Origin of the sequence: Pseudomonas sp. WS 5146 (assembly GCF_012985495.1) — a bacterium.
GTDB lineage: Bacteria > Pseudomonadota > Gammaproteobacteria > Pseudomonadales > Pseudomonadaceae > Aquipseudomonas > Aquipseudomonas edaphica.
In genome coordinates this window covers 102,867-129,148 of record NZ_JAAQWL010000012.1, presented here as the reverse complement: position 1 = coordinate 129,148, position 26,282 = coordinate 102,867, and the positions used below count along the sequence as shown (strand labels likewise).

Genomic DNA, 26,282 nt, shown 5'->3' with positions numbered 1-26,282 from the left:
GCAAAAAAACAGCGGTAAAGGGTAACGGTTGCCAAAAACAACAATAGACCGCCCCTCAATAATAAAAAAAGAGCACGCAACGACAAATTAAAGGGGACCTTCGGGTCCCCTTTGTGCTTTCTGTGGAAGCTGGCTTGCCAGCTCCCACATAAGCCTGTGCTGTCAGTTGGATTGGGTTCGCAGCTCCTCGATCGAAATTTCGCGCATGCGAAACTTCTGGATCTTGCCCGTCACTGTCATCGGAAACTCATCCACGAACTTGAAGTGCTTGGGCGTCTTGAAGTGCGCAATGCGGCCCTTGCACCAGGTTTGCAGCTCCAGTTCGTTGGCCACATGGCCGGGATGGAATTTGACCCAGGCAACGATCTCTTCGCCGTAACGCTCATCCGGAATGCCAATGATCTGCACATCGGCCACCGCCGGGTGAGTGAAGAAAAACTCCTCCAGCTCGCGCGGGTACACGTTCTCACCGCCACGAATGATCATGTCCTTGTTGCGCCCGGCGATGCACACGTAGCCGTGTTCATCCATGCTCGCCAGGTCGCCGGTATGCATCCAGCCTGCGTCATCAATCGCGTCGCGGGTGCCTTCGGGGTTGTTCCAGTAGCCGAGCATCACGCTGTAGCCACGGGTGCAGAGTTCACCGATCTGGCCACGGGGCACGGTGTTACCGGCCTCGTCGATAATTTTGTTTTCGAGCTGGGGCTGGGTGCGGCCAACGGTGGTGACGCGCCGCTCCAGGTCGTCATCGGCGCCGGTCTGCAATGACACCGGGCTGGTTTCGGTCATGCCATAGGCAATCTGCACTTCGCCCATGTGCAACTCGCTGATGACCCGACGCATCACTTCGATGGGGCACGTGGCGCCGGCCATGATGCCGGTGCGCAAGGTGGCCAGGTCGAATTCGCTGCGACGTGGGTGATCCAGCAGCGCAATAAACATGGTCGGCACGCCGTACAGGCCGGTGGCGCGTTCCTGCGCGACGGCGGTGAGCGTCAGCAGCGGGTCGAAACCGTCATTGGGGTAAATCATGGTGGTGCCGTGGGTGATACAGCCGAGGTTGCCCATGACCATGCCAAAGCAGTGGTACAGCGGCACCGGGATCACCAGGCGGTCCTGCGCGGTGAGGCCCAGGCTTTCGCCGACCATGTAACCGTTATTGAGGATGTTGTGGTGACTGAGGGTGGCGCCCTTGGGGAAGCCCGTAGTGCCGGAGGTGTACTGGATGTTGACGGCTTGATCGAAGTGCAGGCTGGCTTGGCGACTATAAAGCTGCTCGGGCGGGATGCCAGCACCGAGGGCCGCCAATTGCGACCAGGGCATAAATCCCGCTGGCGGGCTGGGGTCCAGGCTGATGAGGCCGCGCACGTCGGGGTGCAGTTCCTGCAACATCGCGTGGTAATCGGAGCTCTTGAACGAGCCGGCACACACCAGCCATGCGCAGCCGGACTGTTTGAGTACGTAGTCCAATTCGCTGCTGCGGTAGGCCGGGTTGATATTCACCAGGATCACCCCGAGCTTGGCGCTGGCTATTTGAGTGATGCACCACTCGGCACAGTTGGGCGCCCAGATGCCCAGGCGATCGCCGGTTTGCATGCCCAAAGCCATGAAGGCGCGGGCATGCAAATCCACCGTCTCGGCCAACTCCCGCCAGGTGTAACGGCGTTGCTGATGGCGCACCACCAAGGCTTCGCCATCGGGGTAGTGCGCAACGGTACGATCGAAAGCCTGACCGATAGTCATGGCCAGCAAGGTCTTGTCCTGGGAGCCACGGCTGTAGCTCGGGTGCGGTTGATCCATAACGACCCCTGTTGTCTTTTTTGTAGGTTGACGTAAACGTAAACTACGATTGACAGCGCCGTAACGCAAGCTTACGTTAACGTAAAGGTGAGCGCCCTCCCCCGCGCCCCACCCACACAACAACAAAGCTCACATTAAGGTGCCTGTCCATGAGTTACCCGTCCCTGAACTTCGCCCTCGGTGAAACCATCGACATGCTGCGCGACCAGGTGCAGTCGTTCGTGGCGAAGGAGATCGCGCCCCGCGCGGCGCAGATCGACATCGACAACCTGTTCCCTGCCGACCTGTGGCGCAAGTTCGGGGACATGGGCCTCTTGGGCATCACCGTGCCGGAAGAGTACGGCGGCGCCGGTCTGGGTTACCTGGCGCACGTGGTGAGCATGGAAGAAATCAGCCGTGGTTCGGCGTCAGTGGCGCTGTCCTACGGCGCGCACTCCAACCTGTGCGTCAACCAGATCAACCGCAACGGTAATCACGAACAAAAACTCAAGTACCTGCCCAAGTTGATCAGCGGCGAGCACATCGGCGCCCTGGCCATGAGCGAACCGAATGCTGGCTCCGACGTGGTCTCGATGAAGCTGCGCGCCGACAAACGTGGTGACCACTACGTGCTCAACGGCAGCAAGACCTGGATCACCAATGGCCCCGACGCCAACACCTACGTGATCTACGCCAAGACCGACCTGGAAAAAGGCCCTCACGGCATCACCGCGTTTATCGTCGAGCGCGACTACAAAGGCTTCAGCCGCAGCAACAAGTTCGACAAGCTGGGCATGCGCGGCTCCAACACCTGCGAACTGTTTTTTGATGACGTCGAGGTGCCCGAAGAAAACATCCTTGGTGTGCTCAATGGCGGCGTCAAAGTGCTGATGAGCGGCCTGGACTACGAGCGCGTGGTGCTCTCGGGCGGCCCGACCGGGATCATGCAAGCGTGCATGGACCTGATCGTGCCCTACATCCATGACCGCAAGCAGTTCGGCCAGAGCATCGGCGAATTCCAGCTGATCCAGGGCAAGGTCGCCGACATGTACACCCAGCTCAACGCCAGCCGCGCCTATCTCTACGCGGTGGCCCAGGCCTGCGAACGTGGCGAAACCACGCGCAAGGACGCCGCCGGGGTGATCCTCTACAGTGCCGAGCGCGCCACGCAAATGGCCCTGGACGCGATCCAGATTCTCGGCGGCAATGGCTACATCAATGAATTCCCCGCCGGGCGCCTGTTGCGTGATGCCAAGCTGTACGAAATCGGTGCTGGCACCAGTGAGATTCGGCGGATGCTGATCGGTCGCGAACTCTTCAACGAAACCCGCTGAAGGAGCGCCCCCATGGCCACCTTGCATACCCAGCTCAACCCGCGTTCAGCGGAGTTCGCCGCCAACAGCACGGCGATGCGCCAACAGGTCGACGCCCTGCACAGCCTGCTCGCCCATGTGCAGCAAGGCGGCGGCGCCAAGGCTCAGGAACGGCACACCTCGCGCGGCAAACTGCTGCCCCGTGAGCGTATCAACCGCTTGCTCGACCCTGGCTCACCGTTCCTGGAACTCAGCCAACTGGCGGCTCACCAGGTGTACGGCGAGGACGTGCCCGCCGCTGGCGTGATCGCCGGAATCGGCCGTGTGGAAGGCGTCGAATGCATGATCGTCGCCAACGACGCCACGGTCAAAGGCGGCTCGTACTACCCGCTCACGGTAAAAAAACACCTGCGTGCCCAGACCATAGCCGAGCAGAACCGCCTGCCGTGCATTTACCTGGTGGACTCCGGTGGCGCCAACCTGCCGCGTCAGGACGAAGTATTCCCTGACCGCGAGCATTTCGGGCGGATCTTCTTCAACCAGGCCAACATGAGCGCCCAGGGCATCCCGCAAATCGCCGTGGTGATGGGCTCCTGCACCGCCGGTGGCGCCTATGTGCCGGCCATGGCCGACGAAGCGATCATGGTGCGCCAGCAAGCCACGATCTTCCTCGCCGGGCCGCCGCTGGTAAAAGCCGCGACCGGCGAAGTGGTCAGCGCCGAAGACCTGGGCGGTGCCGATGTGCATTGCAAGATCTCCGGCGTAGCCGACCACTATGCCGACAGCGATGAACATGCGCTGGCCCTGGCCCGACGCAGTGTGGCCAACCTCAACTGGCGCAAGCAGGGTGAGTTAGTGCAACGCCCGCCGGTGGCGCCGTTGTACAGCAGCGAAGAACTTTATGGCGTGATCCCGGCCGATGCCAAGCAGCCATTTGATGTGCGCGAAGTAATCGCGCGGCTGGTGGATGGCTCGGTATTCGATGAGTTCAAGGCGCTGTTTGGCACCACGCTGGTGTGTGGTTTTGCGCACCTGCACGGCTACCCGATTGCGATCCTGGCCAACAACGGGATTCTGTTCGCAGAAGCCGCGCAAAAAGGCGCGCACTTTATCGAACTGGCCTGCCAGCGCGGGATTCCGTTGCTGTTCTTGCAGAACATCACCGGGTTTATGGTCGGCCAGAAATACGAAGCCGGCGGCATCGCCAAGCACGGCGCCAAGCTGGTCACGGCGGTGGCCTGCGCCAAGGTGCCCAAGTTCACGGTGATCATCGGCGGCAGCTTTGGTGCCGGTAACTACGGCATGTGCGGCCGCGCCTATGACCCGCGCTTTTTGTGGATGTGGCCGAACGCACGCATCGGTGTGATGGGCGCCGAACAGGCCGCCGGCGTGCTGGTGCAGGTCAAGCGTGAACAGGCCGAGCGCGCGGGCAATGCGTTCAGTGCCGAAGAAGAAGCCGCGATCAAGCAGCCGATTCTCGACCAGTACGAAACCCAGGGCCATCCCTACTACTCCAGCGCACGTTTGTGGGATGACGGTGTGATTGACCCGCAGCAGACCCGTGACGTGCTGGCGCTGGCGTTGTCCGCCGCGCTGAATGCCCCCATCGAGCCGAGCCGCTTCGGCGTGTTCCGCATGTAAATGGAGCTGTACCCCATGAGCGATTTCAACACCCTCGAACTGGTCACCGACAGCCGTGGTTTTGCCACGCTGTGGCTCAGTCGTGAAGCCAAGAACAACGCGTTCAATGCGCAGATGATCCGCGAGTTGATCATCGCCCTCGACCAGGTGCAGGCCGATGCGTCCCTGCGTTTTTTAGTGTTGCGCGCACGTGGCAAGCACTTCAGCGCCGGCGCAGACCTGGCCTGGATGCAGCAATCGGCCGAGCTGGATTACCACACCAACCTGGACGACGCGCGCGAGCTGGCCGAGTTGATGTACAACCTGGCCAAGCTGAAAATCCCGACCCTGGCAGTGGTGCAAGGCGCAGCCTACGGGGGCGCGCTGGGCTTGATCAGTTGCTGCGACATGGCGATTGGCGCCGATGACGCGCAGTTCTGCCTGTCGGAAGTGCGCATCGGCCTGGCACCGGCGGTGATCAGCCCGTTCGTGGTACAGGCCATCGGCGAGCGGGCCGCGCGGCGCTATGCGCTGACGGCCGAGCGTTTTGGCGGCCAGCGTGCACGCGACATTGGCCTGCTGGCGGAAAGTTACCCGGCCACCGAGCTGGATGCGCAAGTGGAACTGTGGATCGTCAACCTGTTGCAAAACAGCCCGGCTGCCATGCGCGCCAGCAAGGATTTGCTGCGCGAAGTCGGCAACGGCGCCCTCACCCCGGCGCTGCGTCGGTATTGCGAAAATGCCATCGCGCGGATTCGCGTCAGCGCCGAGGGCCAGGAAGGCTTGCGCGCGTTCCTGCAAAAACGCCCGCCCAGCTGGCAAGCGCAGGAGCCACGTTCATGAGCACACTGACCACTGTGCTGGTGGCCAACCGTGGCGAAATCGCCTGCCGGGTAATGCGCACCGCCAAGGCGATGGGGTTGACCACCGTGGCGGTCCACAGCGCCACCGACCGCGATGCGCGCCATAGCCGCGAGGCCGACATTCGGGTTGACCTGGGTGGCAGCAAGGCCACCGACAGTTACCTGCAAATCGACAAACTGATCGCCGCCGCCCAAGCCAGTGGCGCTCAGGCGATCCATCCGGGTTACGGCTTTCTGTCGGAGAACGCCGGCTTTGCTCGTGCGATTGAAGCCGCCGGTCTTGTTTTCCTGGGTCCGCCCGCCTCGGCCATCGATGCCATGGGCAGCAAATCGGCGGCCAAGGCGCTGATGGAAACTGCCGGGGTGCCGTTGGTGCCGGGTTATCACGGCGCGGACCAGGACCTGGAAACTTTCCGCGATGCCTGCGAACGTATCGGTTACCCGGTACTGCTCAAGGCCACGGCAGGTGGCGGCGGCAAGGGCATGAAGGTGGTCGAGGACGTCAGCCAGTTGGCCGAAGCCCTGGCCTCGGCCCAGCGTGAGGCGCTGTCGTCCTTCGGCAATGGGCAAATGCTGGTGGAGAAGTACCTGCTCAAGCCACGCCACGTGGAGATTCAGGTGTTTGCCGACCAACACGGCCATTGCCTGTACCTCAATGAGCGCGACTGTTCTATTCAACGTCGCCATCAAAAGGTGGTGGAAGAAGCACCCGCACCGGGCTTGAGTGCCGAGCAGCGTAAAGCCATGGGTGAGGCGGCCGTGCGTGCGGCCCAGGCAATCGGCTACGTGGGCGCCGGCACCGTGGAGTTTTTGCTGGACGCGCGTGGCGAGTTCTTCTTCATGGAGATGAACACGCGGCTGCAAGTGGAGCATCCGGTGACCGAGGCGATTACCGGCCTTGATTTGGTAGCCTGGCAGATTCGTGTGGCTCAGGGTGAACCGCTGCCGATCACTCAGGATCAGGTGCCGTTGGTGGGCCATGCGATTGAAGTGCGCTTGTATGCCGAAGACCCGGCCAATGATTTCCTGCCAGCCACCGGGCACCTGGCACTGTACCGCGAATCTACACCAGGCCCGGGGCGCCGTGTGGACAGTGGCGTAGCACAAGGCGACAACGTTTCGCCCTTCTACGACCCGATGCTCGGCAAACTGATTGCCTGGGGTGAAGACCGCGAACAGGCGCGCCTGCGGTTGTTGAGCATGCTCGATGAGTTTGCGGTCGGCGGAGTCAAGACCAACCTCGGCTTTTTGCGGCGCATCATCGGCCATCCGGCGTTTGCGGCGGCTGAACTCGATACCGGGTTTATTCCGCGCTATCAGGATGAACTGCTGCCAGCACCTGGTGCTTTGAGCGATGAGTTCTGGCAGGCGGCAGGGGCGGCGTTTATGCAGAGCCAGCCCGCCGGTGAAGGCCCGTGGGCGGATAACCGAGGCTTTCGTGCCGGGTTGCCGAGCGACGTGTCGTTGCACTTGAGTTGCGCCGGGCAGGACCGGCTGGTGAAGCTGGTAGCGGGCACTGCGCAATTGCGCGGCGAGCAACTACTGATCGAACACCATGGCGTGCGCCGCGCTTATCTGGCGGTACGCAGCGAAGGCATCCTGTATCTGCGCTGGGACGGCCAGATGCAGGCCGTCAGCTTGTATGACCCGATTGCTGCAGTCGAGGCCAACCAGACTCATCAAGGCGGCCTCACAGCGCCGATGAACGGCAGCATCGTGCGGGTGCTGGTAGAAGTCGGTCAACACGTGGAGGCTGGCACTCAGCTGGTGGTGCTCGAGGCCATGAAGATGGAGCACAGTATCCGCGCGCCTCACGCCGGGGCGGTCAAGGCAGTGTTTTGCCAGGAAGGCGAAATGGTCGCCGAAGGCAGCGCCCTGGTGGAACTTGAGACCACGGACTAGAACTTCGCCGTGGCTTGCACCACGACCCCGAGGATTCGGCACGCATCGGTGAACAGCTGCTTGGGATAAGTCGGATTGAGCGGCACCAGGTAAAGCTGGCCGCTCTCTTCCATCAATTGGCGAAAGGTCGCCTGGGTGCTGTCGGCCCATTGCGCAACCACCAGCTTGCCGGGTTCGGGCTCGATGGCCGGGTCCACCAGAATCATCATGCCCGCACCGATGCTCAGGCCGCTGGGCGCGGTCATGGCATCGCCCGTTACGGGCAGCCAGAAGGCTTCGCCCTGGGCATGGTAATCGCTCAGTTCAAAACGGGCCGCGCCGTAGGTCGGGCGCTCTTCGCGGATTTCGCAGACGCCTTTCCAGTCGCTGACCGGGTAGCGGAAATACGGGTTGTAGTGTTTTTCCAGCGCGGGTGTTGGGTCGGCCTTTTCGCGAATCTCCAGCGCGACTTCCAGATAGCCGAGCCCCAGCTCGTCCAGCACCCGGTTCATGTCCGCAAGACTGGGCACGCGGCGCTTATTGAGCCAATGACCGACGCCGCCCTGGGACATGCCCAAGCGTTCGGCCAGTTCATCCTGCGTGACCTTGCGGTCTTTCATGTTGGCTTTGACCAACGCTATCCAGTTGTCCATGGAGCCTGACCATACGTTGCGCAATTGCCACGACAATAAACAGTTTGTAGTAATCCATCAAATGACATAAATACGATTCGTATTACTATCAGGTGCAGGTTTTCAACGTCCAGCCAGAGTAATCGCCCTCATGATGACCCTCCCGAATCACCTGCCTTGCACGCCCGAAACCGACGAACTGCTGACCCTGCGCAGCAGTGGCGCCGCGCAACGGGCACTCGACTATTACCTGAAAGAAGATGTGTCGGCGCCCACGCCTGACGCCGCGTTTTTCGACATCAGGCCCGGCATCAGCCAGGAAGACGCCCTGGTGCACGCATCGGACCTGCTACGCAGTGCGGCGGCAGCCGCCTATGAATCGGCAAGCAACCGGCAGGGCAACCAGCGGGACCTGGCCTTTTCGGTGGTGTATTTGATTGATATGGCCAAAGCGATGGTGGAACAGGCAGTGCAGGTGCCTGCTGCCCAGGCGGACGCCTGACAGGCACGTAAGAAAAATATTTCTATCACACGGATAAAAACATTTGACTTGCAAATGATAATGATTATTATTGGGCTCAGCTGATCGCGAGATCAGTCGATAGACCAAGGGACCTTAGGTCGGACTCTTGGAATATCTCCTCATCAGGCTAATCACGGTTTTTGACCCGGCTCTTTGGCCGGGTCTTTTTTTTGCCAGTTTTTCTGGCGTGGCTTCAGGCTAATGAAGACTGTGTGTTGCTTGATGGCGCGCATGGTAGCAAAAGAGCATCGCCAAAAGAAAGCCGATCGAACGCTCTAGCCCGGATCTTTGCGAAATAGCGCTTGAGAATCAATCTCATAGAATCTAAGCTGCCTCGGCGTCAAGGACGACGCCCCCTTCCCCGTGCAACAATTTTGCACCAAGATTTTGCCTCACTCCTGTGTAAGATATCTGCCACAACAATCCTACGCAGGCAGCCAGCCCATGACAGTGGCCTTGACCTCCATCAAGATCAGCACCGACTTCGACAGCGGCAACATCCAGGTCCTGGATGCCAGCGACGCTTATCAGTTGTTGCTGGCGATCAAACCCGATACTCGCAGCGCACATTTCCAATGGTTCCACTTCAAGGCCGAAGGCATGCATGTGGGCCATACCCACACCTTCCGCCTGAGCAACGCCAGCCATTCGTCATATAAAAATGCCTGGAGTGGTTACAACGCCGTGGCGTCCTACGACCACGTCAACTGGTTCCGCGTACCCACGCGTTTTGATGGCGATACATTGCACATCAGCCTGCAAACCCGCGAGAAGCAAGCCTGGTTCGCCTACTTCGAACCGTATAGCCGTGAGCGTCACGACTGGCTGATCGAACAGGCCTTGAACCGCGCCGGTACCCAACTGCTCGCCACCGGCAAAAGCGTCGAGGGCCGTGATATCCAGCTGCTACGCCGCGGCAAAGGTGGCGAAGGCCAGCGCAAGGTGTGGATCATCGCCCAGCAGCATCCCGGCGAACACATGGCTGAATGGTTTATGGAAGGCGTCATCGAGCGCCTGCAACAGGACGGTGATGCTGAGCTGAAAAAACTCCTGGCCGTCGCCGACCTGTACCTGATCCCCAACATGAACCCCGATGGCGCCTTTCACGGGCACCTGCGCACCAACGCCATGGGCCAGGACCTCAACCGTGCCTGGCAGAACGCCAGCGAGGCGCTCAGCCCGGAAGTGCTGTTCGCCCAGCAGCAAATGGAGAAATACGGCGTCGACCTGTTCCTCGATATCCATGGCGATGAAGAAATCCCCTACGTCTTCACCGCAGGCTGCGAAGGCAACCCCGGTTACACCCCGCGTATCGAAGCGCTGGAAAAACACTTCCGCAGGCACTTGAGCGCCCTGACCCGCGATTTCCAGACCACCCACGGCTACACCCGCGACCTGCCGGGCGAAGCCAACATGACCCTGGCCTGCAATGCCGTTGGCCAGCAATACGACTGCCTGTCGCTGACCCTCGAGATGCCCTTCAAGGACAACGACGACGCCCCCAACCCGAAAACCGGTTGGTCCGGTGAGCGCTCCAGGCAACTGGGCAAGGACGTGTTGAGCACCGTGGCCGATATCGTCACCACCCTGCGCTGACCCGCCCTGCCCCCCGGCATCAGCCTTTGGTGCCGGTCATGCTTTGCAGCACACCGTCGCGACGAATCAACCCGTGAAACAGCGCCGCCGCCAGGTGTAACAGTACTGTCAGGAACAACAGGTAGGCCAGGTAGCCATGGGCCTTGCGCAGCAGCGCAAATAACGGTGCATTGGCCGCTACCAACGCCGGCAATTGCACCGAACTGCTGAGCATCACCGGGTCACCGGCCGCCGAAATCATCGCCCAGCCCAGCAGCGGCAGCACCAGCATCAACGCATATAACACGACATGGGACGCTTTGGCGGCCAGCACTTGCCACAGTGGCAGGTCAGCCGGCAACGGCGGCTGACGGGTGGAAAAGCGCACCACCAGCCGCACGATCACCAACGCCAGAATCGCGATACCCAGTGGCTTGTGCAGATGAATCAGCCACTCGTGACGCTCCGACACCGACGCCGCCATGCCCGCGCCGATAAACAACATGGCAATGACCATCAACGCCATCAGCCAATGCAGCAGGCGGGCCAGAGGCGCGAAAAACCGTGGTTGGGCATTCATGGTTTCGACTCCTGAGGGGCACTGTGCAGCGGGCTGACTTCGCCAGCGCGGCGTACGTAGGAACTGGCATAAGCCGCCGAGCGTGCAGCCAGCAGCGGGTCATTGGAGGCTTGGATACCGCTGGGCAGAATCAGCGGGTCAAAGTTGATATCGCGGCAATCGCCGTCAGCCTGCGGTTGGCTGCTTTGCAGCACCAGGGTGCCGGCGTTGAGCACCTTGTGCTCGCCGGTCCAGGCTTTGCTGGCGTCGTCCAGCGGATCGCCGGGGTTGGCCAGGGTCAGGTTCAGCTGCCAACGCAGCGGCCCGAAAGCCAGACGCTGCACCAAATCCTTTTCGAGAAAGTCAGCGCCAGGCGGCGCGGTGTCACCCGTCGCATCCTGGCTCTGTGGCACTACGCCCCAACGCACCGCCTGGCGCTGGCCATCGGCGTTTACCAGGTAAAAGGCATTGATGCCGTTGTAGGTTTCGGTCGCGTAACTGGCCGAGGGCTTGGCAGTCTTGACCCACGCCAGGAACGGCGCCGTCTCGGGGTGCGCGGCAAAAAACGCCGGCATACTGGCCGGGTTCGGCTTGCCGGTGGCCGGCTCGGGTGCGCCGGCCTTGAGCATCTGGTAAAACGCCTCAGGCGTGCCCACCGGGAACACCGGCATGCTGTTCATCCCCGTACGCCATTGCTGGCCGTTGGCCTGGCTGAACTGCACCGCGAAACTGCGGATCGGCACACTGCTGTCCGGCGCGTAGGGGTTGCCGCTGGGCAAGGCGAATCGGCCGATCACCGGGGTTTTCGCCGCGCTGAACACCTGGGCACTGGAGTAAGCGCGCGCCTCGGGGCTGCTCTCGAAGTAACCGGCCACACACACGCCCTTGGCATGGTTACGCCGAAACCCAGGGTGTACACCGTTATTGGTTTCCAGGGCATTGACCAGGGTTTTGGGACGCAGGCGCTGTGGGTCAAGCGTGCCGTTGACGTAGGCGAATGCCCCGGCAACAACCGCCACTACACTGCCAATACACGCCAGCCTGACTAACAAACTGGCGGTACTGAGGGGCGTACGTGGCGGCGATGAGTGATCTACCATGAAAAACTCCAGGGCACGTGGCCACAGGGAAAATGAACTATGAGACGAATCCCACGTAGGTCTATTCCCTTTTCACTGTAGTTTTTTCAGAGCAGATGCGTTGCCAAACCGAGCGTTCTTCTAAACCGCGTTGAAGACTGCCGGGCGCTTGTTTATAAACGCCTGCATTCCCTCCTGTTGATCCGGCGTCGCGAACAGCCCATGAAACAGTCGGCGCTCCAGGCGCACGCCATCGTGCAACCCAAGTTCCAAGGCTTGCTCAACCGCCTCCCGCGCCGCCCGCGTGGCGGTGCGCGAGAACCCGGCAATCTGTGCAGCCACCGCCAGCGTCTGCTCCATCAAGTCTGCCGCCGGGTACACACGCGACACTAACCCGGCCTGGAGCGCCTCTTGAGCCATCATCGGCCGTCCGGTCAACACCATGTCCATGGTCTTGGCCTTGCCGACCAGCCCGGTCAAGCGCTGGGTCGCACCCATGCCCGGAATAACGCCCAGTTTGATTTCCGGCTGGGCAAAGGTCGCCGTATCGGCGGCGAAAATCATGTCGCACATCATCGCCAGCTCACAGCCGCCGCCGAACGCATAGCCGGCCACTGCGGCAATCGTTGGCGTGCGCCGGCGGGTAAAGGCTTCCCAGCCGACGAAGTAATCCTCGTCGAGCATGTCCAGGTAGGACTTGGTACTCATCTCCTTAATGTCGGCCCCAGCGGCGAAGTATTCAGGCGTGCCGGTGATGACGAAACAGCCGACCTGCGGGTCCTGGTCCAGCACTTCCAGACGGCTGATCAACTCCGTCATCAGCGCCGAACTCAACGCATTCTTGACCTGGGGGCGATTAAGCCTGACCAGTACCACTCGACCATGACGTTCTATTAATACATTCATAAAAACCTCTGCTGATTAATGTTGTGCCTCAATGCCGCCGTTTCAGGAATCCCAGATCGCGCCATAAGCCGGTATGCCACGGGCTTCCATTTCATGCACCACGCGCTCGGTCAACGCCTGGTTGGCGATACAGATCACCGCTTCTGCACCGAAGGTTTGCACCGCGCCGTAGGCCAATTGCACCAAGTCCGGTTTACCACGCTCATCGGTGTCCCAGATCAATGCCCCGGGCTGAGCACGCAGGATTTCGTCCACCAGTTCATCGCCATAGGTTTTGCGCGGGCTGCGGGTAGACCAGATCAACTGGATCGGCACTTGGGCGGCCAGCAAATGCGGCATGACCGGGCCGATCCCACTGCCGGTGGCGATATACACCACTGACTTGAACAGTGTTTCCACATTAGCCACGCCCGCCGTGGTGATGCCTTTGACCCACACGTGGCTGGGCAGGTCTTCGATGAAGCGCCCAGTCCAATCGCCCGCACGCGATATGATCAGGCGAAACCCCGCCGCCTCTGGTGCAGGAATATTGGCAAACGAATGCCACTCCAGCAGAGGGTTGCGGCTGATCGCAGTGGATGAACCGGCGAACGGCGTGGTGTGCTTGAAGCGCGTAATCACCGCATGCCCGGAAGGCCGTGTGTGTTCAACGGCGACCTTGCGCAGACGCAACCATGGCAGGGCAATGCTCAACGTCAGCAGCACCAGCATCCAGAATGATCCACTGTGTAATAAGCTGGTCGAAGACTCGCTGGACGCCAGTAAAGTCAACGCCCAGAACAGTAGCAGCGCGCTCCAGCCGGCAAACCGATGGACCCGCTCGAAGCCATTATGGAATCGGCTGCGAATCCACGGCTGCGCCATGCTCACCATCAACAGCAACAGCCCGAGCAACACACCCGTGAGCCACAACCAGGCTGACGACACGCTATCGGGCTGGCGCAGATAGCGTGCAACCTGAACGCCGACCATCGCTATAAACCACGCGGTCGCCGCCAGGGCCGCGCCACTGTGCAGCCCGCCGAAGTGGTAAACCTTGGCCGCGCTGCGCCGCACACGCAACGGCCAGGTGACTGGCACACGGGTTGCCAGCCAGAACAGTGCATTGATCAGGTAATGCTGACGAATCAGGATGGCCAGCGACAGGTTGATCAGCACCATGTCCGAAAGCCTTTCAACCGTAATGGCAGCAAAATCGACCGCCAACAGTACAAACACGGCATTAACCAACAACACCAGTGCCACCAGGCGGTTGTAGTAGGAAAACACCGGCAGTGCAGTCCAGCGACGCCACAACGCCGGTTTGGGTGGCACAACGGCACGGGTCAGTGCATCAAGCATGGCGAGCCACCTCGGCCGCGAATGCCTGTTGCAGCAGCAAGGCCTTGTCGATTTTGCCCCTGGCGGTCAGCGGAAAAGCCTCCACCGCGTAGATGGATGTCGGCACGCAGTAGTAGGCCAGGCGCTCCTGGCAGCGGGCTCGGCACGACTCGACGTCGGCACTGACGGGCGAGACGAAAGCCACCAGGTTACGGCTGTCCAGCTTCAAAGTGACCGCCCGCATGCAGCCATCGCCCGCCTCCAGGGCCGTAGACACAGCGTCCAGTTCCACACGAAAGCCACGCACCTTCACCTGATCATCGACGCGCCCCAAGTGTTCCAGTTGACCGTCTGCCGTCCAGCGCCCCAGGTCCCGCGTGCGAAACATCATTGCGTCACCGCCCATAAAAGGGTCCGGGCGATAGCGCTCCTGGGTCAGCTCGGTATTGTTCAAGTAACCGGCCGTTACCCCGACGCCGCCGGCCCACATTTCACCGATCTCACCCAGTTCACAGGCGCGACCGTGTTCGTCGAGGACATACACGGTGTTATTCGGAGTCGGTTTGCCGATGGTCAACAACGTGCCGGGCACATGCCGGTGCAACGTGTTGACGATGGTGGTTTCGGTAGGCCCGCAGCCGTTGTAGAACGTGCAATGTTCGGCCCAACGCTCGGCCAGCGCTTGAGAACAGGGCTCACCTGCCACCGCAACCACCTTCAGGTCAGGACACTGCGCCGGGTCAAGGTTCGCCAGTATCGAGGGGGTGGCGATCAGCACGTGGCATTGCGCAGCGGTTTGCGCAATGTCTTTATCACGAATCAGCAAGGTCGCCCCATGGGCCAAGCAACCGAGGATTTCCCAGGCGGCCATATCAAAGCCGATATTGAGGATTTGCCCCACGTTACGACCCGGCGCCATGCCCATCTGCCCCGGCTGCGTGAGCAAGATGTTGCACACGTTGCGGTGGCTGACACACACACCGTTGGGCCGCCCGGTCGTGCCAGAGGTGAACAGCACGAAACACAGGTCATCGGTGTCGGCAGCGGCGAACACCTGAGTGTTGTCCTCGGCGACCCAGGGCTCTTCGGCCAGGAACGTGTCCAGGCATACACTGCGCCGCGTCGCATCGGCCGGCAGGCGATCGGCCAGGTTCGACAAGGTCATAATCACCGGACTGGTCAACGACTCCAGCACCATGCCCAATTGCAGCGTCGGCACGATTCTGGCGTCTTGAGGCACATACGCAGCGCCCACCTTCAACACCGCCAGAAGCCCTACCAGCATGGGAATCGAACGCTCGACAAACAGCCCCACGGTGTCGCCGCGCTTCACGCCCAGATCAATCAGGCGCACGGCCAATCGATTGGCTTGACGGTTGAGTTGTTCATAACTGATACGCTGTCCCGCCCACACCGCCGCAATCGCTTGTGGCGTCAACGCCGCTTGCACCTCGATGGCCTGGTGTACGCGGTCGTGGCCCGGCTTGGCCGATGGCCCGCCCCCCCATTGTTCAAACACGATCCGCTGCGCGGCAGGTAAGTGAGCCAGCGCGGGGCGGCGATAAAACTGTTTATCGGTCGGAGAAATGGTCATGCCTGCACCCTCATCAATTAACCGCAGAAATTGTTCGCGGTTGTTACGAGGGTTGATTGAGGTGTGGGAGCGGTATTACAGGCCCGAGTGCATTGCAGATATCCCCTACAAAAGAGCGCAATCTTCCTATAGTTATTGATGGAATAACCTACGTCGGCCGGCGTCTTCCTCTGCACAATTGACCAGAACCCACGCCCATGCACGAACTCGACGAACCGTTACGTGAACTCATCCCCAGGCTGCGACGTTTTGCCGTGTCCCTGACGCGTAACGCCAGCAGCGCCGACGACCTGGTGCAGTCCACGCTCGAGCGGGCGATCATCAGCTGGGCCGACAAACGCCTGGAAGGCGACCTGCGCGCCTGGCTGTTCTCGATCCTCTACCGCCAGTTCCTCGACGCCCACCGGCGCAGCCGCCGTTATGCACGCATGCTCGAATTCTTCACCGGCCGTGACGATGCACAACCCTCGGTGGAGCGCACAGTGATGGCCCAATCGACCCTGCACGCCTTCGACCAACTCAACACCGAGCAACGTGCACTGCTGCTGTGGGTGTCGGTCGAAGGGCTAAGTTACAAGGAAGTCGCCGAGATCCTGGCGGTACCGGTAGGCACCGTGATGTCGCGCCTGTCCCGTGCGCGCCAGGCCTTGCGTCAACTCAGCGAAGGCGAAATTACCAGCCCTGCCCTGCGGATACTCAAATGATCAGCCTGCCCCCCAGCGAACACGATTTGCATGCCTACGTCGATCACCAACTGCCCGAGAGCGACCGCCGTGTGCTTGAAACCTGGTTGGCTGCCCACCCTGAAAGGGCCGCCCAGGTACATGCCTGGCAACAGGATGCACAAGCCCTGCGCGCCGCCTTGAGCGGAACCTTGCAGCAACCGGCCAACCCCGACCTCGACCCGGCACTGATTCGCCAACGCATTCGGCATCAATCGCGCCGCCACCTGGCCAGCGCCGCCGTGCTGCTGATCGCAGTCTGCCTCGGCGGGCTTGGCGGTTGGCACGCGCGCGAAGCGACCCAACCATCGATGTTGCCGATGGCCGACGCCATGCAGGCGTTTCGCCTGTTTGCCCAGGACGGCATCATGCCCGCCGACTTCAGCACCGAAGGTGGCGGCACTATGCAAGCCTGGCTGGATCGCTATTTCAACCAGGCCCATCGCCTGCCCGATTTGAGCCAGGCCGGTTTCAAGCCCGTGAGCGGGCGCCTGCTCACCACTGAGCAAGGTGCGGCGGCGATGGTGTTGTACGAGGATCAGCAAGGCCATCGCATCAGCTTTTACATCCGCCCACCGGGACCGGAAAACGGCTTTTTGCCGCGCGGCAGCCGCAGCGAAGATGGGTTGCAGGCCGATTACTGGTCCGGTGGCGGGTACAACTATGCGATGGTCAGCCCGGTGGATCAGGCGGCTACGCACTTGCTCAAGTTCTAGAGGATCAAGACCGGCTTTTGTGGGAGCGGGCAAGCCCCCACATTTTGACCGCGTGGACCTTCAACGGACGCGGCGTTAAAAGCCCACATCCAGCACCACATTATCAATGTAGGTGCCGCCCGGCGGCGTGGCTTGGTCAGTGTAGATCTTGGCGTTGTAGTTGAACACTTGGCTGCCGGTGCCCAGGCCGTTGCCGGGGTTGATCTCGGCCGAGGAACTGGCCCGCCGTGCTGCGCCCACACTGCCCCAGCGTGTGGTGCCGGCACTCATGAAGATGTCGTAGGCCAGGAAGTTACCGCCGGAAATCATCCGCCGCCGTCCGCCCACGCTCACCGGGTTCTGCCCATCACTGAGGCCGACGGTGTAGGCACTGCCCTTGGTGCAGGCCACACTGGCCTGGCCGTTGACGGTGGCGAAGGCGCTGACCACCGGCGCACTGCCGAACGCAATCGGCGGCGTGGTGATCTGGCAGTCGTTGACCACCGTCATGCTGACGTTCAAGGTCGTGGTGCCGTTGTTGATCTCACGGCCCAGACAGGCCCCAGCAATACCAATGCCCGAGCAATAGTTCCAGTTCCAGAAAATACTCAGGGTTTCGCTGTACACCCCCGACGCCACGTTGCTGCCAAGGGTGGTGGCGAAGTACAGCGGCACGACTTTGGTGCCCGGCCCGAACACCAGGCCAAGGGAGGCGGCAATGCCGCCACTGCCGCCAAAATCGAACGCGGTGCCGCGTGTCATCGGGAACGCCGTGGTGTTGTTGGCATAGATCGTATAGTTGATGACATCACCGGTCGGCCCCACCAGGCCACCTTGGGGCGAACCACTGACGGTCGCGTAAAAATGGTCATTGGAGGCCAACACCGACAATAGCGCCGGCGTGCAGCTGAAGCCGGCATTGGTGGTCGAACTGGGCTGAGAGGTGGTGCGCACGGTCATCGAACTCACCGTCGTGCCAAAGCTGGCCGGTACGCTGGCCACCACCGAGCACACGGCCTGCACCTGCGCCGACACGCCCAGGCTTGCCAGCAACAGGCACCGCAACAGCCATTCCTTGACCCGCACACGCACACTCCTTATGTCATTGGCACACCAGTGGCCCGATCAGTGGCACCTGGGCCTGGGTGGTATCCAGCTCGAACATTGCCTGGCAGGTCTGGCCGTTACCCAAGGTGACTTGCAAGGTGTTATGGGCGGCCAGGTTCTCCAGGTACACCAGGCCGTCCCACCCCACCACCGCCTGCGCGCCGCTTTGCTCGTGTCGCACCTGGCTGCCCAGTGGCAAGTCCTGGTGCTGGGCGTCGACCAAGGTGATGCTCGCCGCAATCACCTGGCGCACCGGGAATTCCAGCAAGTAGCCACTGCCACGGCGCACGGCCACCCGTTGCTCGACGTTGGGCACCTGCACGTTCGATGGCAGGTTCAGTGGGTCGATCTCATATTTGGCGCGGTAGTAAGCACTGGTCCACGGCACCAGCAAGTGCCCGTTGCGGTCGGTTTCGCCCACCACCTGGTTCTCGTAGCGCACCGGTACACCACTGACCCCATCGGTGCTTACCACCACAAACGCATCGTTGACGCGGTTGGCGGCAAACATTTGATTGTCCATCCACACCAACGAACCACTGGCGTCCGCCCACCGAGTTTCCGCGTCGCTGCTGCCGTACACGCCGGCCTGCAACTGCACCGACTGCAGGCGCCAGGTCAGGTCAGCCTGGCGATAAGCCGGCCCATCACCGCTGGCGTAACCCAGGTTGAAGCCCACGCCGCCTTCAGCCGGCACTGCTCGGCTGTAGTTGACGCGCTGCTGGCTCGCGCCGGTTTTACTGCGCTCGGTGCCCACGCTGAGGCTGCCGTAGACGTCGAACGGCACCACCACCTGCGCCTGCACCGCCCAGCTGCTATCACCCACTTCATGGTTGGCCGACAGGTAAAAACTGCTGTTGCGCCACAACGGCTTGCTCCAGGTCAGGTTCACCAGGCGGGTGCGCGAATCATCCGCCGCCTGCACATCGAAATAGCCGACGCCCAGGCTGCCAAAATTGTTCAGGTTCAGGCTCAAGGTCGCCTGCTGGCTGCGCTTGCTGAGGCTGGCGTAAGGCGTGTCGATCAGGCTCAAGTCGGCGTATTGCTCACGGCGCTCGACCCGTTGATACGAGAGGCTGTAGCGCTGGTTGCTGTATTGGTAGCCCAGGCTCAGTTGCTGGCCGGTCCTGCCGTCGTACTGGCTTTGACTGACGGCGGTATTGAGCACGCCGAAGTTACCGACCCGCAGGTTGCCGCCGACACCGCCCAGGGACAGGTCACTGGAGGCTTCGGCATGGCTTTCGAGGGTAAATGCATCCGAGATGCCGTAGCGAAAGGTGCCGCTGGCCACGCCAGGGCCATAGCCAAAGTCCCGTATGGTGTAGTCGCGGCGCAAATTACCCGCCGCCACCGAGAAGTCCGACAAGCCCTTTTGCAGCAAGGTACTGGTGACATAGAACGGCACCGTGGTCGACACCTGCCGGCCCAGCGCATCGGTGGTGACCACCACCGCCTCGCCGGCGCCGTTGATAAACGGCACGTTGGTGAGGGTGTACGGCCCCGGCTGCAGATCAGCACTGCTGGATTTATAGCCATTGATAAACAGGTCCACCGAAGACGGCACCGCCGCCTCCCCGGCAAACTGCGGCAGCGGGTAGGTGACCAGGTCCGGGCGCACGCCAAAGTCCCGCGACAGCTGCACACCGCCCAGGCGCACCGAGGTGCTCCAGGGCAAGGCGCCGCTGATCACATCGCCGGCTTCATAGGTCAACAGGCGCTCATCGTCGGAGAACCGCCAGGTGGTGTCATAGCGCCGATAGCCGTTGTCGAGCGAGCTGCCAGCGGTTTCCCGGCCAATGGTGGTGCGGTATTGGCCGGTGTTGGACAACGTGCCCCAGGTATCGAATAGCCGCACTTCGTTGAAGATACCGAGGTAGGTGCCCGCATCGTCCGTGTTGTTCAGGTAGGCGTCATAGTTGAGCAACGCGCCGAAGCTGGTCAGCGCCTGGGTGCGTGGGTAGTTGTTGCGGCTGCCGATAAATTGCTCCGGCAGCCAGGCCGGCGGCACGCTCAGTACCAGGCGCTGGCCCTGGCTGTCGTAATCGGTGTGCAGGCCAGGAAAGCTTTCCAGCGCGACTTCGCCAGGCACGGCACCAGGCAGCTTCACACCGACTTCCTGCAACACCGACGCAGGCAAAAACAACTGCCCGGCACGCTGATTGACGGCGACCACACGGCCGGTGTCCATCTGGTTGACCACCAGTTCCAGGAACAACTGCGCATCGGCAACAGCCTCCATACTGCTGGGCGGGGGCGGCAACGGCGCAGCGAAGCCCGGCGGCGCCAGCACCCAGCCAGACAAGCCGCCCACCACCCACACCGATCGCCATAGACATCGAGCCCGATCCTGGCTCACCAAGGCTTTGTGCCCATCAATGGACATCTCCATCCGTTGTTAACACCAGGGCCTACTCCATGCCCTGCCACACTGAGTTAGCGTCCTGGCACGAGATTCTCCACTTGCGTTGCCCCATTGATGCGCACCTGCAGCGGCTGATCGGCCGGCAAACCATCCGGCACCGGCCAGCGCATGGTCGCGCCCGGCAGCACATAGCCCATCAAGCCCTCTACCAAGGGCCGCGGCTGGCCGCCCTGCTTGAAGGTGGCATCGGTGAGGCGCGCATGCACGGCGCCCTGGTTGCGCATCTCGACGTAGTTGCGCCCGCCCACGGTGACTTTTTTCCAGCTTAAATCCGGCTTGCCGGCGGTTTTCGGGTCACGGTCACGGGTGCCGTCGACCTTGCTCCACAGGCCTGGACCGTAGGCAAACAATGGCACCGAATAACGCATCTGGAAGCGGATAGCAGCGGCGGTCTTGCCATCCGCCGGAGCCGGCGGTGGTGTGGCCGAAGGGATCTCATCGATGATGATGCGATAGGCCAGCTCCTGGCCGGGCGGCACTTCTTTGGTTCGAGTCAGGCGCACCAATTGCTTTTGCCCAGGCTCGATTTTCGCCACCGGCGGGCTGCCAATCACATCGCGCTGGTTCTGGTATTGCTCGTCAAAACCGCTCTGGGTCCAGGCAAACACGCGGATCTGCAGGTTGGCGGTCTCGGTGCCGCGGTTCTCCAGCCACAGCGCGCTGGCCTGTTGATCGGCTTCCAGCACCGGGTCAATCGGCCAGATCAGCACCGAGCTGGCCGCCTGGGCCTGCCCCGCCGCCAACATCAACAACCCGCTCAAACCCGCTGCCCACCCGTGCCGGGAAGCTGCACACATAGATCTCACTCCTTATACCGATCGCCTTACCACGACAGCTGCACCTGCAACGTGTCGCTGTACGTCCCCCCAGGCTGGTTACCCGGTAATTGCACTCGCCCATAAATCGGCAAGGTGATGTTGTTGGCGTCGCTGTAGGCCACGCTCACGCTTTGGCTGATCCCCAGGCTCTGGCTGAACGCCGCGTCCCGAAACAACTGATAAACCACCTGGGCGGTGCCGCTATTGAGCTGCATCCGCCGTCCGCTGTTGTTATGCAACCCGCCATCGACACTCATGCTCAGCGCCACCCCCGGCGTGCATTGCAGGGTCACGCCGCCCGTCAGCGCGACAGACGCCGTGCTGGTGGCCAACGCCGAATAGGTGCCGAACGCCAGGCTGCCGTAATTGGTACCGCCGCCGACCACCAGGCAACCTGGCGTGATCGTCGCGCTGACCTGGAACGACTGGCTGGTCACCGCCAACAGCGACAGCGGCATTCCCCAGCCGATGCACACCGCCAACGCCGCACACCCTGCCCGGCCCATGGCACTTAGAACGTCAGGGTCACGTTAACCGTGTCGGTGTAAGTACCGGCCGGTAAGCCCGCCTTGCCATTGGCCTTGCCGTAGATATTCACGGCCTGGGCCACGCCAGTGCTCGGCGCCAGGTTGATCACCCCGCCGATGGCCAGCAGCGTCGAGTGGCCGCTGTCGGTGTAGAGGTCATACGGCACGTAATTGGCCACCCCGTCATACAGCGCGCGACCACCGCCCACGGACTGGCCGTCGTGGGCACCGGCAGACACCGTCAACGTCGGTGAAGTACCCGCCGAACACAGGATCGACAACGCCCCGCCACCGCCGCCCAGCACCTGGCCGTCGGCTTCGGTGAACAGGCTGTTGGCGGTACCGAAGTTCAAGTTACCGAAGCTCATCCCGCCGGTGGCTGCGGCGCCGTTGACCTGGCAACTGCTGGTGAGCACCAGGGTGGCGCTGACCGTACCGGCCACCGTCGCCGCCTGTGCGCCCGACACCCACGCCAACGCCATCAATGGAAAAACCGCCTTTGCTATAAGTGCATGCATGATGTCCATCCTCATCGTTTACCAATCCAGAGTCACCGTCAGGGTGTCTGTGTAGATGCCGGCCGGTAAGGCCCTGGTATTCGCCACCACCGAGCCGAATACCGGGATCGGTACTTGTGTGCCCTTGGTCACGACGAAATTGCGTTGCTCGCCAATGCTGTAGCTGCGCCGGCCGAGCGAGTCAGCCGACAGTTGATAGGGAATGGTCTGGCGCCCGTTACTCAGGCGCCTTGTGGTGCCATCACCATGGGCGCCGCCGTCGATGGTCACGGTGAAGCTGCTGACCACCGAGGGGTTGCAGGACACCGACAGCGGCGCCTTGCTGCCATCGGTAACACCCGCACCCAACGGGTGGCTCCATGTAGGCCCCTGGGTGCCGAAATCCAGTAGCGCACTACCGCCGGCGGGGCTCACCGGCGCGCTCTCGATGTCTTTGCTCACCTGGCAACTGGCGGTGATGACCAGCCGAGCGTGGATCTGCCCGGCGACCGCCGCTTGGGCGTCATCGGCCAGCAGCAACAGGCCGCCCATGGCCGCCAGGGCCAAGCTGCGGCTTACCATGTGACGGTGACCTTGAGCAGGTCGGTGTAGCGACCGACCGCCGGGATGTCCTTGAGTGGCTCAATGCGCCCATACAGCGGCAGGTCGACACTGCCGGAGTCGGGCACACGCCCGCTCAGCGGTTCATTGACCGGCAAAGCGATACGCCGCGCGGCATCGGCATAGATACGATAGGGAATCGGTTTGCTCGAGGGCGTCGCAGCACTCAGGTAGCGCACTTCGCCGCTGCCGCCATGCAGGCCGCCGTCAACGCGCAGTTGGTAAGGGGTGTCGGGGTTGCACTCCAGGCGCGGTTGGCGCTGGCTGATAAGCGCCGCACTCAGAGGCCCGGCAGGGTCATCCAGACGCGGGCCGCTGCCAAAATCCAACACGCCAAGTTGCTCGATGCCCGCACTGCGGGTGGTGCCCACCAACTGGCAGCCCCGTTGCACGTCGATGCGCACCTCCACCTGGAGTTGCGCAGCGTAAACCGTGCTGCAGAGCATCGTGCCCATGACTGCCAAAACGCCTCGTCCCTTCACGGCCCCAAATCCTTGTACAGGGGTGATTGCTCTGTAAGAGGTTAGCCTCAAAGGGCGAAACTGCCAGTCTGGGCCGGGTGGCGGGCGTTACATGCCTTTTCGAGATAGCGGGGGGCGCCGTTCTGTATTGGTCAAATCGACGCGAGCGCCCTAAAGTGGGCAACCACCGACATACAGAGTGACGTGCATTGGTTGTGTTTTCCCTGATTCAGCGTCTGCTGGGTAAAAAAACCGCGCTGACAGGCGCCTCGCCTATCCCGGCGTTCTTTGAAAACAAGGCCCGAGACCAGGGCTATACCCTCAGCGCCGGCCAAACCCAGGCGATTACCGCCCTCGCCCGCGAAACCCGGCACCTGCTCGCCGGCCAGCCGACGCGCAGCCTGTACCTGCACGGCTCGGTGGGGCGTGGCAAAAGCTGGCTGCTCGATGGGTTTTTCCAGGCGCTGCCGATTGCACAAAAGCAACGCGTGCACTTCCATGCATTTTTCACCCGCCTGCACCAAGGCATGTTCCAGCACCGCGAACAGGACGACGCCCTGGGCGTGACGTTGGACAAGCTGCTGGCCGATTGCCGGGTGCTGTGTTTCGACGAATTCCACGTCCACGATATCGGCGATGCCATGCTCATCAGCCGCCTGTTCCAGGCCTTGTTCCAGCGTGGCGTGCTGGTGCTGGTGACCTCAAACTACGCCCCCGACGGCCTGCTGCCCAACCCGCTGTACCACCAGCGCTTCAAGCCGGTGATCGACTTGATCGCCACGCGCATGCAGGTGCTGGAAGTCAGCTCGCCCGAGGATTTTCGCAGCTTGCCCCAGGCCCATGCCGAACAGCGTTTCACCGGCGGCCAGTATGTATGGCCCGGTAGCGCCGCCCAGCGCGAAGTCCTCGGGCTGCCCGCCACACCTGGCGCGGCGCAAACCCTGAAGGTCGGCAACCGCCGATTGCTCTGCCGCAGCCATCAGGCGCGCAGCATCGTGTTCACCTTCAACGACCTGTGTGAACAGCTCACCGCCGTGATGGATTACCTGTTGCTGTGCGAGGATTTCGACCACTGGGTCATCGACGGCCTGCCCTCCCTGGCTGACTGCCCGATCGCCGTGCAACAGCGTTTTATCAACCTGGTGGACGTGCTCTACGACCAGGACAAACGCCTGACCCTGATCGGCCAGCAACCCCTGGCGCGTGCCCTGGAAGGCCAGGCCATCGACCTCGCCCGCACCGCCAGCCGGCTGAACCAATTACACACGGTGTGCCCGCAACCCGCGCCCGACCCGGTATCATGAGCGCCTATCACGCCCACCTTGCCGAGTGACCGCGCCGTTCATGAATACCCTCGCCCAACTCAAGGCTGGCCAATTGGCCGGTATCAAACGCCTGGACCTGTCTTGCGGGCTGACCGAATTTCCGCCGGAAATCTTCGAGCTGGCCGACAGCCTGGAAATCCTCAACCTCACCGGCAACGCCCTGAGCAGCCTGCCCGACGACCTGTATCGGCTGGCGCACCTGCGCGTGCTGTTCTGCTCGGATAACGCCTTCACTGAGCTGCCCGCCTGCCTGGGCCAGTGCGCCAACCTGAGCATGATCGGCTTTAAAGCCAACCAGATCAGCCACGTACCCGCCGCCGCGCTGCCACCACAGTTACGCTGGCTGATCCTCACCGACAACTGCATCAGCCAGTTACCCGGCGAGCTGGGCGAGCGCCCACTCCTGCAAAAGCTGATGCTGGCCGGCAACCACCTGACGGACCTGCCGCATAGTCTGCTCAACTGCAAAAACCTCGAGCTGCTGCGTATCGCCTCCAACCGCTTCACCCAACTGCCGCCATGGCTGCTGACGCTGCCGAGCCTGACCTGGCTGGCCTATGCCGGTAACCCGGTGGAAATCGCCGTTGAAGTGGCGAGCGATGATGCAACGCCGAATATCCCTTGGGCTGAACTGGAACTGGGCGAGGTGTTGGGCGAAGGCGCTTCGGGGATCATCCGCAAGGCGTTGTGGAAGCCGCCAGCGTTGCCGGTCGCGGTCAAACTCTACAAAGGCACGATCACCAGCGACGGCTCGCCGCTGCATGAAATGCAGGCCTTCATCGCCGCCGGGCTGCACCCGAATCTGATCAAGGTGGAGGGGCGCGTGGTCGGCCACCCGGAGGACCAGGCAGCCCTGGTGATGGACCTGATCGACCCGAGTTACCGCAACCTCGCGGCCTTGCCGAGCCTGGCGTCATGCACCCGCGATATCTACGCACCGGGTACGCGCTTCAGTGCCGAAGTGGCTTTGCGCATGGCACGCGGCATCGCCTCGGTGGCGGCGCATCTGCACCGACATGGCATTACCCATGGCGACCTGTACGGCCACAATATTCTGTGGAACGCCGCGGGTGATTGTTTGCTTGGGGATTTTGGCGCGGCGTCGTTCCATGTCACGGCAGACACGCAGGAAACCAGGGCGTTGCAACGCATTGAAGTGCGTGCATTCGGGGTGTTGCTGGGGGAGTTGTTGGAGCGGGTAGAAGAAGGCTTCAATAATGAAGCACTGGTGGCGCTGCAACAAAGCTGCTGCCAGCCCGATGTATTGGCGCGCCCGAGCTTCGAAGAAATCGAAGCATTGCTGCACGCTCTGCCACACCACTAAACCAATGTGGGAGCTGGCTTGCCTGCGATAGCGGTGGATCAGTCACTGAGTAGGTGAATGTTCCACCGCTATCGCAGGCAAGCCAGCGCCCACATTTTTTGCCGGCATTTATTCAGCGA

The 26,282-nt window shown here is 61.9% G+C and carries 24 protein-coding genes; 10 read left to right on the top strand and 14 right to left on the bottom strand.

Going from position 1 to position 26,282, the window contains the following annotated elements; genetic code table 11:
* Positions 1-162: 162 nt before the first annotated feature.
* Complete coding sequence (locus tag HBO41_RS25490; RefSeq protein ID WP_169988199.1) at positions 163-1,800, bottom strand: AMP-binding protein; 1,638 nt, start codon at positions 1,798-1,800, stop codon at positions 163-165.
* A gap of 149 nt (positions 1,801-1,949) precedes the next feature.
* Here HBO41_RS25490 and HBO41_RS25485 point away from each other — a divergent pair, with 149 nt between their 5' ends.
* Genes HBO41_RS25485 through HBO41_RS25470 form a run of 4 tightly spaced genes read left to right on the top strand, consistent with a single transcriptional unit; the run spans position 1,950 to position 7,477 of the window.
* Positions 1,950-3,113 (top strand): isovaleryl-CoA dehydrogenase, encoded by a 1,164-nt coding sequence (locus tag HBO41_RS25485; RefSeq protein ID WP_017136510.1) that lies wholly within the window; start codon positions 1,950-1,952, stop codon positions 3,111-3,113.
* A gap of 12 nt (positions 3,114-3,125) precedes the next feature.
* The gene (locus HBO41_RS25480; protein ID WP_138453115.1) at positions 3,126-4,733 is read left to right on the top strand and encodes a carboxyl transferase domain-containing protein; all 1,608 of its coding nucleotides are present in this window, start codon (positions 3,126-3,128) and stop codon (positions 4,731-4,733) included.
* Positions 4,734-4,748: 15 nt separating this feature from the next.
* Positions 4,749-5,555 (top strand): gamma-carboxygeranoyl-CoA hydratase, encoded by an 807-nt coding sequence (locus HBO41_RS25475; protein ID WP_169988197.1) that lies wholly within the window; start codon positions 4,749-4,751, stop codon positions 5,553-5,555.
* Positions 5,552-7,477, top strand: coding sequence for an acetyl/propionyl/methylcrotonyl-CoA carboxylase subunit alpha (locus HBO41_RS25470; protein WP_138453119.1), 1,926 nt, complete (start codon positions 5,552-5,554; stop codon positions 7,475-7,477). Before HBO41_RS25475 ends, HBO41_RS25470 begins: the two co-directional genes overlap by 4 nt.
* Here HBO41_RS25470 and HBO41_RS25465 read toward each other — a convergent pair.
* Entirely contained in the window at positions 7,474-8,109 is a 636-nt protein-coding gene (locus tag HBO41_RS25465) for a LexA family transcriptional regulator (protein WP_017136506.1), read from the bottom strand. The genes HBO41_RS25470 and HBO41_RS25465 overlap by 4 nt on opposite strands.
* A gap of 130 nt (positions 8,110-8,239) precedes the next feature.
* Here HBO41_RS25465 and HBO41_RS25460 point away from each other — a divergent pair, with 130 nt between their 5' ends.
* Together HBO41_RS25460 and HBO41_RS25455 are read left to right on the top strand one after the other, a co-directional pair.
* Positions 8,240-8,590, top strand: coding sequence for a DUF6124 family protein (locus HBO41_RS25460; protein WP_017136505.1), 351 nt, complete (start codon positions 8,240-8,242; stop codon positions 8,588-8,590).
* Positions 8,591-9,055: 465 nt separating this feature from the next.
* On the top strand, positions 9,056-10,207 hold the full coding sequence (locus HBO41_RS25455; RefSeq protein WP_099550041.1) for a M14-type cytosolic carboxypeptidase: 1,152 nt from the start codon (positions 9,056-9,058) through the stop codon (positions 10,205-10,207).
* A 19-nt stretch (positions 10,208-10,226) separates the two neighbouring features.
* On the opposite strand, the gene HBO41_RS25450 is transcribed toward HBO41_RS25455, so the two are convergent.
* The 5 genes from HBO41_RS25450 to HBO41_RS25430 all read right to left on the bottom strand — a co-directional run bounded on the left by HBO41_RS25450 (position 10,227) and on the right by HBO41_RS25430 (position 15,644).
* Positions 10,227-10,766: a cytochrome b gene (locus HBO41_RS25450; protein ID WP_099550040.1), complete on the bottom strand. Its 540-nt coding sequence runs from the start codon at positions 10,764-10,766 to the stop codon at positions 10,227-10,229.
* On the bottom strand, positions 10,763-11,845 hold the full coding sequence (locus tag HBO41_RS25445) for a catalase family peroxidase (protein WP_169988195.1): 1,083 nt from the start codon (positions 11,843-11,845) through the stop codon (positions 10,763-10,765). The genes HBO41_RS25450 and HBO41_RS25445 overlap by 4 nt, the downstream gene beginning before the upstream one ends.
* A gap of 120 nt (positions 11,846-11,965) precedes the next feature.
* Positions 11,966-12,730, bottom strand: coding sequence for an enoyl-CoA hydratase-related protein (locus tag HBO41_RS25440; protein WP_017136500.1), 765 nt, complete (start codon positions 12,728-12,730; stop codon positions 11,966-11,968).
* Positions 12,731-12,772: 42 nt separating this feature from the next.
* Positions 12,773-14,071 carry a membrane protein gene (locus HBO41_RS25435; RefSeq protein ID WP_017136499.1) on the bottom strand — a complete coding sequence of 433 codons (1,299 nt, stop codon included), beginning with the start codon at positions 14,069-14,071 and terminating at the stop codon, positions 12,773-12,775.
* A complete protein-coding gene (locus tag HBO41_RS25430) occupies positions 14,064-15,644 on the bottom strand; it encodes an amino acid adenylation domain-containing protein (RefSeq protein WP_169988193.1) in 1,581 nt (526 codons plus the stop codon). Before HBO41_RS25430 ends, HBO41_RS25435 begins: the two co-directional genes overlap by 8 nt.
* 197 nt (positions 15,645-15,841) lie before the next feature.
* Between HBO41_RS25430 and HBO41_RS25425 the strand changes: the two genes are divergently transcribed.
* The gene (locus HBO41_RS25425) at positions 15,842-16,348 is read left to right on the top strand and encodes a sigma-70 family RNA polymerase sigma factor (RefSeq protein WP_058420922.1); all 507 of its coding nucleotides are present in this window, start codon (positions 15,842-15,844) and stop codon (positions 16,346-16,348) included.
* On the top strand, positions 16,345-17,082 hold the full coding sequence (locus tag HBO41_RS25420; protein ID WP_169988191.1) for an anti-sigma factor: 738 nt from the start codon (positions 16,345-16,347) through the stop codon (positions 17,080-17,082). Before HBO41_RS25425 ends, HBO41_RS25420 begins: the two co-directional genes overlap by 4 nt.
* Before the next feature lie 75 nt (positions 17,083-17,157).
* Here the strand turns inward: HBO41_RS25420 and HBO41_RS25415 are convergent, their stop codons facing one another.
* Genes HBO41_RS25415 through HBO41_RS25385 form a run of 7 tightly spaced genes read right to left on the bottom strand, consistent with a single transcriptional unit; the run spans position 17,158 to position 23,499 of the window.
* Positions 17,158-18,147, bottom strand: a complete 990-nt coding sequence (locus HBO41_RS25415; RefSeq protein ID WP_138452054.1) for a spore coat U domain-containing protein — start codon at positions 18,145-18,147, stop codon at positions 17,158-17,160.
* Between the two features lie 16 nt (positions 18,148-18,163).
* On the bottom strand, positions 18,164-20,557 hold the full coding sequence (locus tag HBO41_RS25410) for a fimbria/pilus outer membrane usher protein (protein WP_169988189.1): 2,394 nt from the start codon (positions 20,555-20,557) through the stop codon (positions 18,164-18,166).
* 44 nt (positions 20,558-20,601) lie between these two features.
* The gene (locus HBO41_RS25405; protein WP_138452056.1) at positions 20,602-21,387 is read right to left on the bottom strand and encodes a molecular chaperone; all 786 of its coding nucleotides are present in this window, start codon (positions 21,385-21,387) and stop codon (positions 20,602-20,604) included.
* Positions 21,388-21,413: 26 nt separating this feature from the next.
* Entirely contained in the window at positions 21,414-21,914 is a 501-nt protein-coding gene (locus tag HBO41_RS25400; protein ID WP_026013649.1) for a spore coat U domain-containing protein, read from the bottom strand.
* A 5-nt stretch (positions 21,915-21,919) separates the two neighbouring features.
* A complete protein-coding gene (locus HBO41_RS25395) occupies positions 21,920-22,453 on the bottom strand; it encodes a spore coat U domain-containing protein (protein ID WP_026013648.1) in 534 nt (177 codons plus the stop codon).
* Positions 22,454-22,471: 18 nt separating this feature from the next.
* Positions 22,472-23,014 (bottom strand): spore coat U domain-containing protein, encoded by a 543-nt coding sequence (locus HBO41_RS25390; RefSeq protein ID WP_099550034.1) that lies wholly within the window; start codon positions 23,012-23,014, stop codon positions 22,472-22,474.
* The gene (locus HBO41_RS25385) at positions 23,008-23,499 is read right to left on the bottom strand and encodes a spore coat U domain-containing protein (RefSeq protein WP_169988243.1); all 492 of its coding nucleotides are present in this window, start codon (positions 23,497-23,499) and stop codon (positions 23,008-23,010) included. The genes HBO41_RS25390 and HBO41_RS25385 overlap by 7 nt, the downstream gene beginning before the upstream one ends.
* Before the next feature lie 224 nt (positions 23,500-23,723).
* Between HBO41_RS25385 and zapE the strand changes: the two genes are divergently transcribed.
* Both zapE and HBO41_RS25375 read left to right on the top strand, forming a co-directional pair.
* Complete coding sequence (zapE, locus tag HBO41_RS25380) at positions 23,724-24,818, top strand: cell division protein ZapE (RefSeq protein ID WP_169988187.1); 1,095 nt, start codon at positions 23,724-23,726, stop codon at positions 24,816-24,818.
* A 40-nt stretch (positions 24,819-24,858) separates the two neighbouring features.
* Entirely contained in the window at positions 24,859-26,163 is a 1,305-nt protein-coding gene (locus HBO41_RS25375) for a protein kinase (protein WP_169988185.1), read from the top strand.
* Positions 26,164-26,282: the final 119 nt, after the last annotated feature.